The organism is Streptomyces sp. BK79 (genome assembly GCF_044142145.1).
Taxonomy (GTDB): Bacteria; Actinomycetota; Actinomycetes; order Streptomycetales; family Streptomycetaceae; genus Streptomyces.
Genome location: NZ_JBHVOC010000021.1, coordinates 107056 through 121554, shown reverse-complemented (window position 1 = coordinate 121554; position 14499 = coordinate 107056). Strand labels below are relative to the sequence as shown.

13 protein-coding genes are annotated in these 14499 nt (G+C 71.5%); 12 read left to right on the top strand and 1 reads right to left on the bottom strand.

The annotated features are described in order from the left end of the window. The first annotated feature begins 9 nt into the window (after positions 1-9). The 4 genes from ACFIF2_RS25250 to nusB all read left to right on the top strand — a co-directional run bounded on the left by ACFIF2_RS25250 (position 10) and on the right by nusB (position 3380). Positions 10-1020, top strand: a complete 1011-nt coding sequence (locus ACFIF2_RS25250) for a Pro-rich N-terminal domain-containing protein (protein ID WP_395575523.1) — start codon at positions 10-12, stop codon at positions 1018-1020. A 179-nt stretch (positions 1021-1199) separates the two neighbouring features. Next, positions 1200-2306: an aminopeptidase P family protein gene (locus ACFIF2_RS25245; RefSeq protein WP_395575522.1), complete on the top strand. Its 1107-nt coding sequence runs from the start codon at positions 1200-1202 to the stop codon at positions 2304-2306. Positions 2307-2373: 67 nt separating this feature from the next. Continuing rightward, positions 2374-2940 (top strand): elongation factor P, encoded by a 567-nt coding sequence (gene efp / locus ACFIF2_RS25240; protein WP_395575521.1) that lies wholly within the window; start codon positions 2374-2376, stop codon positions 2938-2940. 2 nt (positions 2941-2942) lie between these two features. Continuing rightward, complete coding sequence (nusB, locus tag ACFIF2_RS25235) at positions 2943-3380, top strand: transcription antitermination factor NusB (protein ID WP_395575520.1); 438 nt, start codon at positions 2943-2945, stop codon at positions 3378-3380. A gap of 159 nt (positions 3381-3539) precedes the next feature. On the opposite strand, the gene bldD is transcribed toward nusB, so the two are convergent. Further along, positions 3540-4043 (bottom strand): transcriptional regulator BldD, encoded by a 504-nt coding sequence (bldD, locus tag ACFIF2_RS25230; RefSeq protein ID WP_395575519.1) that lies wholly within the window; start codon positions 4041-4043, stop codon positions 3540-3542. 298 nt (positions 4044-4341) lie between these two features. Between bldD and pyrR the strand changes: the two genes are divergently transcribed. From pyrR to pyrF, 8 genes are all read left to right on the top strand, one after another. Further along, the gene (pyrR, locus tag ACFIF2_RS25225) at positions 4342-4932 is read left to right on the top strand and encodes a bifunctional pyr operon transcriptional regulator/uracil phosphoribosyltransferase PyrR (RefSeq protein WP_395575518.1); all 591 of its coding nucleotides are present in this window, start codon (positions 4342-4344) and stop codon (positions 4930-4932) included. Positions 4933-5046: 114 nt separating this feature from the next. Beyond that, a complete protein-coding gene (locus ACFIF2_RS25220; protein WP_395575517.1) occupies positions 5047-6027 on the top strand; it encodes an aspartate carbamoyltransferase catalytic subunit in 981 nt (326 codons plus the stop codon). Positions 6028-6031: 4 nt separating this feature from the next. Then, a complete protein-coding gene (locus tag ACFIF2_RS25215) occupies positions 6032-7318 on the top strand; it encodes a dihydroorotase (protein WP_395575516.1) in 1287 nt (428 codons plus the stop codon). Further along, positions 7315-7881, top strand: a complete 567-nt coding sequence (locus ACFIF2_RS25210) for a hypothetical protein (RefSeq protein WP_395575515.1) — start codon at positions 7315-7317, stop codon at positions 7879-7881. The genes ACFIF2_RS25215 and ACFIF2_RS25210 overlap by 4 nt, the downstream gene beginning before the upstream one ends. After that, positions 7878-9035 carry a glutamine-hydrolyzing carbamoyl-phosphate synthase small subunit gene (gene carA, locus ACFIF2_RS25205; protein ID WP_395575514.1) on the top strand — a complete coding sequence of 386 codons (1158 nt, stop codon included), beginning with the start codon at positions 7878-7880 and terminating at the stop codon, positions 9033-9035. Before ACFIF2_RS25210 ends, carA begins: the two co-directional genes overlap by 4 nt. Next, positions 9028-12336: a carbamoyl-phosphate synthase large subunit gene (carB, locus tag ACFIF2_RS25200; protein WP_395575513.1), complete on the top strand. Its 3309-nt coding sequence runs from the start codon at positions 9028-9030 to the stop codon at positions 12334-12336. The genes carA and carB overlap by 8 nt, the downstream gene beginning before the upstream one ends. Positions 12337-12407: 71 nt before the next feature. Further along, a complete protein-coding gene (locus tag ACFIF2_RS25195; RefSeq protein ID WP_395575512.1) occupies positions 12408-13514 on the top strand; it encodes a quinone-dependent dihydroorotate dehydrogenase in 1107 nt (368 codons plus the stop codon). Beyond that, positions 13511-14359: an orotidine-5'-phosphate decarboxylase gene (gene pyrF, locus ACFIF2_RS25190; RefSeq protein WP_395575511.1), complete on the top strand. Its 849-nt coding sequence runs from the start codon at positions 13511-13513 to the stop codon at positions 14357-14359. The genes ACFIF2_RS25195 and pyrF overlap by 4 nt, the downstream gene beginning before the upstream one ends. Positions 14360-14499: the final 140 nt, after the last annotated feature.

Sequence of the window (14499 nt, the reverse complement as noted above, 5' to 3'; positions counted from 1 at the left end):
TGGCACCGGATGCAGCACGCAGTGGGTTCTCCGCTGCCGCCGCCCCATCAGCCGGGGCACGGACCGGCCGTCGGCTGGTCCCCGGCCGCACACCACCCGGCCCCGCACCAGGGGCCCGCGCCCGTCCCGCCGCCCGCGGCGCCGGGATACCCCGTGCAGCCCTCACCTCCCGCGCAGGCCCCGCCTCCCGCGGCGCCCCGGCACATGTCGGGGCCGCCCCGGGCCGCGGGGCCGCACCCGGTATCGAGTCCGCACGCGCCTCAGGGCCCGGGCCCCCATCCGGCGCCCGGCCCGCACCCGGCCACCGGCCCGCACCCGGCCCCCCATCCGGCCCCGGGCCCCCACCGGGCGGCCCCCGCCCCGCCGGTGCCGGACAGCACCGGTCACGTACCGCTGCCGCCCGGTGGCCCCGTGGCCGTGCCCAGCGTCCCCCCGGCGACGGCCGCCGCGCCCGACCCCGCCACGACCACCTTGGCGGTGCTGCTCATCGGCCCCGCGGGCGCCGGCAAGACCAGCGTCGCCAAGTACTGGGCCGACCACCGCCGGGTCCCCACGGCGCACATCAGCCTCGACGACGTCCGCGAATGGGTCCGCTCCGGCTTCGCCGACCCCCAGACCGGGTGGAACGAAAACTCCGAGGCCCAGTACCGCCTTGCCCGCCGCACCTGCGGCTTCTCCGCGCGCAACTTCCTCGCCAACGGCATCTCCTGCATCCTCGACGACGCGGTCTTCCCGGACCGGCCGGTCGTCGGCCTCGGCGGCTGGAAGCGGCACGTCGGACCCGGCCTGCTCCCGGTCGTCCTCCTGCCGGGCCTGGACGTCGTCCTGGAGCGCAACGCCGAACGCAGCGGCAACCGGCGCCTCACCGACGAGGAGGTCGCCCGCATCCACGGCCGCATGGCCGGCTGGTACGGCTCGGGGCTCCCGATCATCGACAACTCCACCCTCGACGTACCGGAGACGGCCCGAGTCCTGGACGAGGTCCTGACCCGCTCCATAGCGAGCCCGCCGAACTGGTGACAGAGTGCACGGTGAGCGCCCCTCGAGGGGCGCGGGGAACCGCGCGACCAGCCCCCACCGGCCGTCAGCCGCGGAACAACCTCCACCCCCGCCCCGGCCGCGCACCGGCGTAGCCCACCGCACCGCCCACTCGGCCCTCCCGAGCGGCGCCCCCCGAGCGGAGCTCTTACGCTCGGCTCATGTCAGAGGTGTACGCGGCCCGCCGGACGCGCCTACGAGAACGCTGCAACGCGGGCGGCAGCGCGGCGGCGCTGGTCTCCCGGCCCGCCAACGTGCGCTATCTCGCGGGCGCGGCCCCGCACGGCGCCGTGCTGCTGCTGGGCGAGACGGAGGACCTGCTGGTCTGTGCCGGCCCGCCGGACGACCGGCCGGCCCAGGGCCGTCCCGACGAGTCGCTGCCCGTGCGCGCGCTGCCCGGCCCCGGCGCCGACCCGGCCGTCGCGGCCACCGGCCTCGCCGCCGCCCAGGGCACCGAGTCCCTCGCGACGGAGGACCACCACCTCACCGTGGTCCGGCACCGCGCCATGCGCTCGGTCGCGCCCCGGCTGCGCCTGACCGACCTCGGCCAGGCGGTCGAGCAGCTCCGGGTGGTCAAGGACGAGGAGGAGATCTCCTGCCTGCGCATCGGTGCCGAGATCGCCGACCAGGCCCTCGGTGAACTGCTGGAGTCCATCCTGGTCGGCCGCACCGAGCGGCACCTCGCGCTGGAACTGGAGCGCCGCCTCGTCGACCACGGCGCCGACGGCCCCGCCTTCCCCACCTCCGTCGGCACCGGCCCGAACTCGGGGCGCCGCGGTCACCGGCCCACCGACCGGCGCGTGGAGGAGGGCGACTTCCTCTCCGTCTGCCTGGGCGCGACCTACCGCGGCTACCGCTGCGAGATCGGCCGCACGTTCGTCATCGGCACCTCGCCGGCCGACTGGCAGATCGAGCTGTACGACCTCGTCTTCTCCGCCCAGCGGGCCGGCCGGGAGGCCCTCGTACCCGGCGCCGCCTGCCGTGATGTGGACCGCGCGGCCCGGCAGGCCCTGGACTCGGCCGGGTACGCGGAGAACCTCCCGAGCCTCACCGGGCACGGTGTCGGACTCGAAATCGAAGAGGACCCGCAGTTGGCCCCCGCGGCCATGGGTAAACTGGACGCTTGTGTGCCGGTCACCGTCGAACCGGGGGTCCACCTCCCGGGCCGGGGCGGGGTCCGGATCGATGACACGCTCGTCGTGCGCCCCGAGGCGGACGGCGGACCCGAGCTACTCACCATCACGACCAAGGAGCTGCTCGCGCTCTAGCCTCGCGCTGTGCGCATGCCTGCACCGGGGTCGTCCACGTCAGTCCAGTCCAGGAGATTCCGCAACCGTGGCTTCCACGAACGACCTCAAGAACGGCATGGTGCTCAAGCTCGAAGGCGGCCAGCTCTGGTCCGTCGTCGAGTTCCAGCACGTCAAGCCCGGCAAGGGCCCGGCCTTCGTGCGCACCAAGCTCAAGAACGTGCTCTCCGGCAAGGTCGTCGACAAGACCTTCAACGCCGGCGTCAAGGTCGAGACGGCCACTGTCGACAAGCGCGACATGCAGTTCTCGTACATGGACGGCGACTACTTCGTCTTCATGGACATGGAGACCTACGACCAGCTCCACATCGACCGCAAGGTCGTCGGCGACGCCGCCAACTTCCTGATCGAGGGCTTTGAGGCCACCGTCGCGCAGCACGAGGGCGAGGTGCTCTTCGTCGAGCTGCCGGCCGCCGTCGAGCTGACCATCCAGGAGACCGAGCCGGGCGTCCAGGGCGACCGCTCCACCGGCGGCACCAAGCCCGCGATCCTGGAGACCGGTCACCAGATCAACGTCCCGCTCTTCATCACCACCGGTGAGAAGATCAAGGTCGACACCCGCGACAGCAGCTACCTCGGCCGGGTGAACAGCTAACCGTGGCTGCCCGCAACACGGCCCGCAAGCGCGCCTTCCAGATCCTCTTCGAGGGCGATCAGCGCGGCGCCGACGTCCTGACGGTCCTCGCCGACTGGGTCCGGCACTCCCGGTCCGACACCCGGCAGCCGCCGGTGAGCGAGTTCACGATGGAGCTGGTCGAGGGCTACGCCGAGCGTGCCAAGCGCATCGACGAACTCCTCGCCCAGTACTCGGTCGGCTGGACGCTCGACCGCATGCCGGTCGTCGACCGCAACATCCTGCGCCTGGGCGCGTACGAGCTGATCTGGGTCGACGCGACCCCGGACGCCGTCGTCCTGGACGAGATGGTGCAGCTGGCGAAGGAGTTCTCCACCGACGAGTCGCCCGCGTTCGTCAACGGCCTGCTGGGCCGGCTGAAGGACCTCAAGCCCTCGCTGCGCCGCGACGAGGAGAGCTGAGCAAGGCTCGAGAGACCCACCACGCCGAAGGGCCCGCAGCGCGTACGCTGCGGGCCCTTCGGCGTGCCTGCCCGAACCGCACGAAAAACCGCCGGGGTGGCACGGGACGAACGGTCCCGTGCCACCCCGGCGGCACGTTTCTGCTGAGGCGGCCGCGGCTCAGATCTCGTCGTGGGACGCCACCGCGCGGCGGGCGTCCGCGTCCAGGACGCCCCAGCTGATCAGCTGCTCGGTGAGGACCGAGGGGGACTGGTCGTAGATGACGGCGAGGGTGCGCAGGTCGTCCTGGCGGATCGAGAGCACCTTGCCGTTGTAGTCACCGCGCTGCGACTGGATCGTGGCCGCGTAACGCTGGAGCGGGCCCGCCTTCTCGGCCGGCACGGTGGCCAGCCGCTCCAGGTCCAGGACCAGCTTCGGCGGCGGCTCGGCGGCACCGCCCGGGGTGGTGCCCGGCAGCAGCTCCTGAACGGGAACGCCGTAGAAGTCCGCCAGCTCGGCGAGGCGCTGCACGGTCACGGCACGGTCGCCGCGCTCGTACGAACCGACCACGACGGCCTTCCAGCGGCCCTGGGACTTCTCCTCGACACCGTGGAGGGAAAGGCCCTGCTGGGTGCGGATGGCCCGGAGCTTGGCCCCGAGCTGTTTGGCGTATTCGCTGGACATATGGCTCCCCGGACAAGGTGTCGACGCGGCCTGCAGTGTTGCGTACCGCGCGGCTGGTAACTCACTGTGAGGTTACGCAGCGTTACTCTCCTGCGTCAAGCCGAATGGTCCGCACCGGCTCTTCCGTGGTAACCGCCATCCGTACCTCCGTACGGGTGACGTGAGTGCGGCAGAAGAGTGAAGGGAGGGTGTCCGGGGGGTCTCGGAGGCGGGTCCGTGAGCCTGATACCGTGGGTGACGCACATCCCGACGTCCTTTAAGGTCCGTCCCGTGAGGCGGAGAAGGAGGTCCGTTTCGTATGGACAAGCACGACTCGCACGCCGACGCGCCGTCCGATGCGCGGCCCGTGCTCGAAGGCCCCGACATCGCGCGGGTCCTGACCCGCATCGCCCACGAGATCGTCGAACGCGCCAAGGGCGCCGACGACGTGGTGCTCCTCGGCATCCCGACCCGCGGTGTCTTCCTCGCCCGCCGGCTCGCCGCCAAGCTCGAGCAGATCACCGAGCGCACGATGCCGGTCGGCTCGCTCGACATCACCATGTACCGCGACGACCTGCGCATGCATCCGCCGCGTGCGCTGGCCCGCACCGAGATCCCCGGTGACGGCATCGACGGCCGCCTGGTCGTCCTCGTCGACGACGTGCTCTTCTCCGGCCGCACCATCCGCGCCGCCCTCGACGCGCTGGGCGACATCGGCCGCCCGCGCGCGGTGCAGCTGGCGGTCCTCGTCGACCGGGGCCACCGCGAACTGCCCATCCGCGCCGACTACGTCGGCAAGAACCTCCCGACGTCACTGCGGGAGACGGTCAAGGTCCAGCTCGCCGAGGAGGACGGTCGCGACACCGTGCTGCTCGGCGCCAAGCCGGCCGCCCCGGGCGCCCACCCCTAGCACCTCGCGTACGCGCCCACCCGTGCCGTACGCCCGCTCGGCGCGCCCGCACGCGCGCCAGGCCGCCCGAATTGTCCCGCTCTTCCGCATGAATCGCCTAACGGAGCCTGTCAGATGCAGCGTCATCTCATCTCGGCCGCCGACCTCACCCGCGACGACGCCGTCCTGATCCTCGACACCGCCGAGGAGATGGCCCGGGTCGCCGACCGGCCGATCAAGAAACTGCCGACCCTGCGCGGCCGGACCGTCGTCAACCTCTTCTTCGAGGACTCGACACGGACCCGGATCTCCTTCGAGGCCGCCGAGAAGCGCCTGTCCGCGGACGTCATCAACTTCACCGCCAAGGGCTCCAGCGTCTCCAAGGGCGAGTCCCTCAAGGACACCGCCCAGACCCTGGAGGCCATGGGCGTCGACGCCGTCGTCATCCGGCACGGCGCCTCCGGGGCCCCGTACCGCCTGGCCACCTCCGGGTGGATCGACGCCCACGTGATCAACGCGGGTGACGGCACCCACCAGCACCCCACCCAGGCCCTGCTGGACGCCTTCACCATGCGCCGCCGCCTGGTCGGCCCCGACACCGGTCTCGGCAAGGACCTCGACGGCCGCCGCGTCACCCTGGTCGGCGACATCCTGCACAGCCGCGTCGCCCGTTCCAACGTCGACCTGCTGCACACCCTCGGCGCCGAGGTCACCCTCGTCGCCCCGCCCACCCTGCTGCCGGTCGGCGTCGAGACCTGGCCCTGCGAGGTCTCCTACGACCTCGACTCCACCCTGACGAAGTCCGACGCGGTGATGCTGCTGCGCGTGCAGCGCGAGCGCATGAACGCCGCGTTCTTCCCGACCGAGCGCGAGTACTCCCGCCGCTACGGCCTCGACGGCGACCGCATGGCGAAGATGCCCGACCACGCCATCGTGATGCACCCCGGCCCGATGGTCCGCGGCATGGAGATCACCGCCGAGGTCGCCGACTCCGACCGCTGCACCGTCGTCGAGCAGGTCACCAACGGCGTCTCCGTCCGGATGGCCGTCCTCTACCTGCTGCTCGGCGGCGCCGAGCCCGCCGTCACCCACGCCCGCACCACCGAGGAGAAGTAAGAGCATGAGCAAGATCCTGATCCGCGGTGCGAAGGTGCTCGGCGGCGAGCCGCAGGACGTGCTGATCGACGGCGCGACGATCGCCGGGGTCGGAACCGGGCTGAGCGCCGAGGGCGCCGAGGTCGTCGAGGCCGGCGGCAAGGTGCTGCTGCCGGGCCTGGTCGACCTGCACACCCACCTGCGCGAGCCCGGCCGCGAGGACTCCGAGACCGTGCTGACCGGCACCCGCGCGGCGGCGAGCGGCGGCTACACCAACGTGTTCGCCATGGCCAACACCTTCCCGGTCGCCGACACCGCCGGCGTCGTCGAGCAGGTCTGGCGGCTCGGCCAGGAGTCCGGCTACTGCGACGTGCAGCCCATCGGCGCCGTCACCGTCGGCCTGGAGGGCGCCAAGCTGGCCGAGCTGGGCGCCATGCACGAGTCCGCGGCCGGCGTCACCGTCTTCTCCGACGACGGCAAGTGCGTCCACGACGCGGTGATCATGCGCCGGGCGCTGGAGTACGTGAAGGCCTTCGACGGCGTCATCGCCCAGCACGCCCAGGAGCCCCGGCTCACCGAGGGCGCCCAGATGAACGAGGGCGTCGTCTCCGCCGAGCTGGGCCTCGGCGGCTGGCCGGCGGTCGCCGAGGAGTCGATCATCGCGCGGGACGTGCTGCTCGCCGAGCACGTCGGCTCCCGCGTCCACATCTGCCACCTGTCCACGGCCGGCAGCGTCGAGATCGTCCGCTGGGCCAAGTCCCGCGGCATCGACGTCACCGCCGAGGTCACCCCGCACCACCTGCTGCTCACCGACGAGCTGGTCCGGTCGTACAACCCGGTCTACAAGGTCAACCCGCCGCTGCGCACCGAGCGCGACGTCATGGCCCTGCGCGAGGCGCTCGCCGACGGCACGATCGACATCGTCGCCACCGACCACGCCCCGCACCCGCACGAGGACAAGGACTGCGAGTGGGCCGCCGCCGCCATGGGCATGGTGGGCCTGGAGACCGCGCTGTCGGTGGTCCAGGAGACCATGGTGGACACGGGCCTGCTGGACTGGGCCGGCGTCGCCGACCGGATGTCCGTCAAGCCCGCGCAGATCGGACAGGCCACCGGACACGGCCGTCCCGTCTCGGCCGGTGAGCCCGCCAACCTCACCCTGGTCGACACGGAATACCGTGGGCAGGTGGACCCCGCGGGCTTCGCCTCGCGCAGCCGCAACACCCCCTACGAGGGGCGCGAGCTGCCGGGCCGTGTGACGCACACGTGGCTGCGGGGCAAGGCCACGCTCGTCGACGGGAAGCTCACGTGACACCTGTAATCCTGCTGGCCGCCGAGAAGGAATCGGCGGAAGTGACCGACTGGGCCGCCCGCGTCGGCTGGGTCGTCGGCCTCGGCCTGTTCGTCGCGCTCGTCTACTGGCTGATGCGCGAGGGCTGGAAGTGGCGCGGCACCCTCCAGGGCGACCTCCCGGAGCTGCCCAGCGCGCCGGACGCCCCCGGCCCGGCGAGACTGAGCATGAGCGGCCGCTACCACGGCTCCACCACCGCCGGGCAGTGGCTGGACCGCATCGTGGCGCACGGCCTGGGCACCCGCAGCCGGGTCGAGCTGACCCTGACGGACGCGGGACTGGACGTCGTACGCCCCGGCGCGGACGACTTCTTCGTCCCCGTCGCCGCGCTGCGCGAGGCCCGGCTCGACAAGGGCATCGCCGGCAAGGTGCTCACCGAGGGCGGCCTGCTGGTCGTCACCTGGGCGCACGGCGACAAACTGATCGACTCCGGCTTCCGCTCCGACCACGCGGCCGAGCACAACGAGTGGGTCGAGGCACTGAACGACATGATCAACAAGACGGAAACGGAAGGCGCACGATGACGACCTCCACCAGGGGAGTTGCCAAGACTCCCGCCGTACTCGTCCTGGAGGACGGCCGGGTCTTCCGCGGCCGCGCCTACGGGGCCGTGGGGGCCACGTTCGGCGAAGCCGTGTTCTCCACCGGCATGACCGGCTACCAGGAGACCCTCACCGACCCGTCGTACCACCGCCAGGTGGTCGTGATGACCGCCCCGCACGTGGGCAACACCGGGATCAACGACGAGGACATGGAGTCCAGGAAGATCTGGGTCTCCGGCTACGTCGTGCGCGACCCCGCGCGCGTGCCCTCCAACTGGCGCTCCACGCGCACGCTGGACGAGGAACTGGACGCCCAGGGCGTCGTCGGCATCTCCGGCATCGACACCCGCGCCCTCACCCGCCACCTGCGCGAGCGCGGCGCCATGCGCGTCGGCATCTTCAGCGGCGACGCCATCCAGGACGACGCCGCGCTGCTGGCCCGCGTCCAGGAAGCCCCCGAGATGGCCGGCGCCGACCTCTCCGCGGAGGTCGCCACCACCGAGGCGTACGTCGTCCCGGCGATCGGCGAGAAGAAGTTCACCGTCGCCGCCGTCGACCTCGGCATCAAGGGCATGACCCCGCACCGCATGGCCGAGCGCGGTATCGAGGTGCACGTCCTGCCGGCCACCGCGAGCGTCGAGGACGTGTACGCGGTCGGCCCGGACGGCGTGTTCTTCTCCAACGGCCCCGGCGACCCCGCCACCGCCGACCATCCGGTCGCCCTGATGCAGGCGGTCCTGGAGCGCGGCACCCCGCTGTTCGGCATCTGCTTCGGCAACCAGATCCTGGGCCGCGCCCTCGGCTTCGGCACGTACAAGCTGAAGTACGGCCACCGCGGCATCAACCAGCCGGTGCAGGACCGTACGACCGGCAAGGTCGAGGTCACCGCGCACAACCACGGCTTCGCCGTCGACGCTCCGCTCGACAAGGTCGCCGAGACCCCCTACGGCCGCGCCGAGGTCTCCCACGTGTGCCTCAACGACAACGTCGTGGAGGGCCTCCAGCTGCTCGACAAGCCGGCCTTCAGCGTCCAGTACCACCCCGAGGCGGCGGCCGGTCCGCACGACGCCGCCTACCTGTTCGACCGCTTCACGTCTTTGATGAGCACAGCTTCGATGGAGGGCCAGCGTGCCTAAGCGCTCCGATATCCAGTCCGTCCTGGTCATCGGCTCCGGCCCGATCGTCATCGGCCAGGCCGCCGAGTTCGACTACTCCGGCACCCAGGCGTGCCGGGTCCTGAAGTCCGAGGGCCTGCGGGTCATCCTCGTGAACTCCAACCCGGCGACGATCATGACCGACCCGGAGATCGCCGACGCCACCTACGTCGAGCCGATCACCCCCGAGTTCGTCGAGAAGATCATCGCCAAGGAGCGGCCCGACGCCCTGCTGCCCACCCTGGGCGGCCAGACGGCCCTCAACACCGCCATCTCGCTGCACGGCAACGGCGTCCTGGAGAAGTACGGCGTCGAGCTGATCGGCGCCAATGTGGAGGCCATCAACAAGGGCGAGGACCGCGACCTGTTCAAGGAGGTCGTCGAGGAGGTCCGCAAGAAGATCGGGCACGGCGAGTCCGCCCGGTCCTACATCTGCCACTCCATGGACGACGTCCTCAAGGGCGTCGAGGAGCTCGGCGGCTACCCGGTCGTCGTCCGCCCCTCCTTCACCATGGGCGGCGCCGGCTCCGGCTTCGCGCACGACGAGGAGGAGCTGCGCCGCATCGCCGGGCAGGGCCTCACCCTCTCGCCGACCACCGAGGTGCTCCTGGAGGAGTCCATCCTCGGCTGGAAGGAGTACGAGCTGGAGCTGATGCGCGACAAGAACGACAACGTCGTGGTCGTCTGCTCCATCGAGAACTTCGACCCCATGGGCGTGCACACCGGCGACTCGATCACCGTCGCGCCCGCGATGACGCTGACCGACCGCGAGTACCAGGTGCTGCGCGACGTCGGCATCGCGATCATCCGCGAGGTCGGCGTCGACACCGGCGGCTGCAACATCCAGTTCGCGGTGAACCCCGAGGACGGTCGCGTGATCGTCATCGAGATGAACCCGCGCGTGTCGCGTTCCTCGGCGCTCGCCTCCAAGGCGACCGGCTTCCCGATCGCGAAGATCGCCGCGAAGCTCGCCGTCGGCTACACGCTGGACGAGATCCCGAACGACATCACGCAGGAGACCCCGGCCTCCTTCGAGCCGACGCTCGACTACGTGGTCGTCAAGGCTCCGCGGTTCGCCTTCGAGAAGTTCCCGAGCGCCGACTCCACGCTGACGACCACCATGAAGTCGGTCGGCGAGGCCATGGCCATCGGCCGCAACTTCACCGAGGCCTTCCAGAAGGCGCTGCGCTCGCTGGAGAAGAAGGGCAGCCAGTTCACCTTCGTCGGCGAGGCGGGCGACAAGAAGGCGCTGCTGGAGGAGGCCGTCCGGCCCACCGACGGCCGGGTCAACACCGTCATGCAGGCCATCCGCGCCGGCGCCACCCCCGAGGAGGTCTTCGACCACACGAAGATCGACCCCTGGTTCGTCGACCAGCTCTTCCTGATCAAGGAGACCGCGGACGAGCTGGCCGAGGCGCCCGAGCTGACCGCCGGCCTGCTCGCCGAGGCCAAGCGCCACGGCTTCTCCGACCAGCAGATCGGCGAGATCCGGGGCCTGCGCGAGGACGTCGTCCGCGAGGTGCGGCACGCCCTCGGCATCCGCCCGGTCTACAAGACGGTCGACACCTGCGCCGCCGAGTTCGCCGCCAGGACGCCGTACTTCTACTCCTCCTACGACGAGGAGACCGAGGTCGCGCCGCGCGAGAAGCCCGCGGTGATCATCCTGGGCTCCGGTCCGAACCGCATCGGCCAGGGCATCGAGTTCGACTACTCCTGTGTCCACGCCTCCTTCGCGCTGAGCGACGCCGGGTACGAGACCGTGATGGTCAACTGCAACCCGGAGACCGTCTCCACCGACTACGACACCTCCGACCGGCTGTACTTCGAGCCGCTCACCCTGGAGGACGTCCTGGAGATCGTCCACGCCGAGCAGCAGGCCGGCCCGGTCGCGGGCGTCATCGTCCAGCTCGGCGGGCAGACGCCGCTGGGCCTGTCCCAGGCGCTCAAGGACAACGGCGTGCCGATCGTCGGCACCTCCCCGGAGGCCATCCACGCCGCCGAGGACCGCGGCGCCTTCGGGCGCGTGCTGGCGCAGGCCGGGCTCCCCGCCCCCAAGCACGGCACCGCCACCACCTTCGCCGAGGCCAAGGCCATCGCCGACGAGATCGGCTACCCGGTCCTGGTGCGCCCGTCGTACGTGCTCGGCGGACGCGGCATGGAGATCGTCTACGACGAGACCCGGCTGGAGTCCTACATCGCCGAGTCCACCGAGATCAGCCCCTCCCGGCCGGTCCTGGTCGACCGCTTCCTGGACGACGCGATCGAGATCGACGTCGACGCCCTGTACGACGGTGAGGAGCTGTACCTCGGCGGCGTCATGGAGCACATCGAGGAGGCCGGCATCCACTCCGGCGACTCGGCGTGCGCCCTGCCCCCGATCACGCTGGGCGGCTTCGACATCAAGCGGCTGCGCGCCTCCACCGAGGGCATCGCCAAGGGCGTCGGCGTGCGCGGCCTGATCAACATCCAGTTCGCGCTGGCCGGGGACATCCTCTACGTCCTGGAGGCCAACCCGCGCGCCTCGCGCACCGTCCCCTTCACCTCGAAGGCGACCGCGGTGCCGCTGGCCAAGGCCGCCGCCCGCATCTCGCTGGGCGCCACCATCGCCGAGCTGCGCGCCGAGGGACTGCTCCCCGCGCAGGGCGACGGCGGCGAGCTGCCGCTGGACGCGCCGATCTCCGTCAAGGAGGCCGTCATGCCGTGGTCCCGCTTCCGGGACATCCACGGCCGCGGCGTCGACACCGTCCTCGGCCCGGAGATGCGCTCCACCGGCGAGGTCATGGGCATCGACTCCGTCTTCGGCACGGCGTACGCCAAGTCGCAGGCCGGCGCCTACGGCCCGCTGCCCACCAAGGGCCGGGCGTTCATCTCGGTCGCCAACCGCGACAAGCGCTCGATGATCTTCCCGGCCCGCGAGCTGGTCGCCCACGGCTTCGAGCTGATGGCCACCTCCGGCACCGCCGAGGTCCTGCGCCGCAACGGCATCAACGCCACCGTCGTGCGCAAGCAGTCCGAGGGCACCGGCCCGAACGGCGAGAAGACCATCGTCCAGCTCATCCACGACGGCGAGGTCGACCTCATCGTCAACACCCCGTACGGCACCGGCGGCCGCCTCGACGGCTACGACATCCGCACGGCGGCCGTGGCCCGCTCCGTGCCCTGTCTGACGACGGTCCAGGCGCTGGCGGCGGCGGTCCAGGGCATCGACGCCCTCAACCACGGCGACGTGGGAGTGCGCTCACTCCAGGAACACGCCGAGTTCCTGACCGCGGCCCGCGACTGACCGCCCCGAGGGGGACACCGGAAACGGTGTCCCCCTCTTCATGAGCCCCTCATGAGGCCCTACGAGGACACATGTACAAGATCTTCTTCAAGCTCTTCTTCTCCCGCATGGACCCGGAGCAGGCCCACCACCTGGCCTTCCGCTGGATCCGCCTCGCCGTCCGCGTCCCCGTGCTGCGCACCTTCGCCGCCGCCGCGCTCGCGCCGCGCCACAAGGAGCTGCGTACCGAGGCCCTCGGGCTGCGGATGCACGGGCCCTTCGGGCTCGCCGCCGGCTTCGACAAGAACGCGGTCGCCATCGACGGCATGGCGATGCTCGGCTTCGACCACGTCGAGATCGGCACCGTCACCGGGGAGCCGCAGCCCGGCAACCCCAAGAAGCGGCTGTTCCGCCTGGTGAGCGACCGGGCGCTGATCAACCGCATGGGCTTCAACAACGACGGCTCGCTGGCCGTCGCCGCCCGCCTGGCCTCTCGTACGCCCGTCTTCAGGACCGTCGTCGGCGTCAACATCGGCAAGACGAAGGTCGTCCCGGAGGAGGAGGCCGTCGGCGACTACGTGAAGTCCGCCGAGCGGCTCGCCCCGTACGCCGACTACCTGGTCGTCAACGTCTCCTCCCCGAACACGCCCGGCCTGCGCAACCTCCAGGCCACCGAGGCCCTGCGTCCGCTGCTGACCGCCGTCCGGGAGGCCGCCGACCGAGCGGTCACCGCGCGGCGCGTCCCGCTCCTGGTCAAGATCGCGCCGGACCTCGCCGACGAGGACGTGGACGCGGTCGCCGACCTGGCCGTGGAACTGGGCCTGGACGGCATCATCGCCACCAACACCACCATCGCGCGCGAGGGCCTCGGCCTGACCTCCTCGCCCGTCCTCGTCCGGGAGACCGGCGGCCTGTCCGGCGCGCCCCTCAAGGCGCGCTCCCTGGAGGTGCTGCGCCGCCTCTACGCGCGCGTGGGCGACCGGATCACCCTGGTGGGCGTCGGCGGCATCGAGACCGCCGAGGACGCCTGGCAGCGCATCCTGGCCGGGGCCACGCTGGTCCAGGGCTACAGCGCGTTCATCTACCAGGGGCCGTTCTACGCCCGCGCCCTCCACAAGGGACTCGCCGCGCGCCTGCGGCAGAGCCCGTACGCCACCCTCGCCGACGCGGTCGGCGCCGATGTGAGGAAGCCCCGATGACCGGTACGACCGAGCCCTTCGGCGCGCGCCTGCGCCGCGCGATGGACGAGCGCGGCCCGCTGTGCGTCGGCATCGACCCGCACGCCTCCCTGCTCGCCGAGTGGGGCCTGAACGACGACGTGGCGGGCCTGGAGCGCTTCAGCCGCACCGTCGTGGAGGCCGTGGCCGACCGGGTGGCCGTGCTCAAGCCGCAGAGCGCCTTCTTCGAGCGGTTCGGCTCGCGCGGAGTCGCCGTGCTGGAGAAGTGCGTCCAGGAGGCGCGGGCGGCGGGCGCGCTGGTCGTCATGGACGCCAAGCGCGGCGACATCGGCTCCACCATGGCCGCGTACGCCGAGTCCTTCCTGCGCGAGGGCGCGCCGCTGTTCTCGGACGCCCTGACCGTCTCGCCGTACCTCGGCTACGGCTCGCTGAAGCCGGCCGTCGACCTGGCGCGCGAGAGCGGCGCGGGTCTGTTCGTGCTCGCGCTGACCTCCAACCCGGAGGGTGCCGAGGTGCAGCACGCGGTCCGCGCCGACGGGCGGAGCGTCGGGGCGACGATGCTGGCGCACCTGGCCGCGGAGAACGCCGGTCAGGCGCCCCTCGGCTCCTTCGGCGCCGTGGTCGGCGCCACCCTCGGCGACCTGTCGTCGTACGACCTGGGCATCAACGGGCCGCTCCTGGCGCCCGGCATCGGCGCCCAGGGAGCCGCTCCGGCGGACCTGCCGAGGGTCTTCGGCGCCGCGGTGCGCGACGTGGTGCCGAACGTCAGCCGGGGTGTGCTTCGTCACGGTCCGGACGTGCCCGCGCTGCGGAAGGCCGCAGACCGCTTCGCGGCGGAGATCCGGAGCGCGGTCATGGAGGCCTGAGCCTGGATACATCCTCAAATCAGAGGCAGTATGTCCTAAATGTCCGGCCTGACTGAGGCTGACCAGGACTTTTCCGCTGTTCTCGCTGACTCTTGAGGACTTGGGCGCTAGTCTCCGGGAAGAGTCAACGGGCAAGCGTG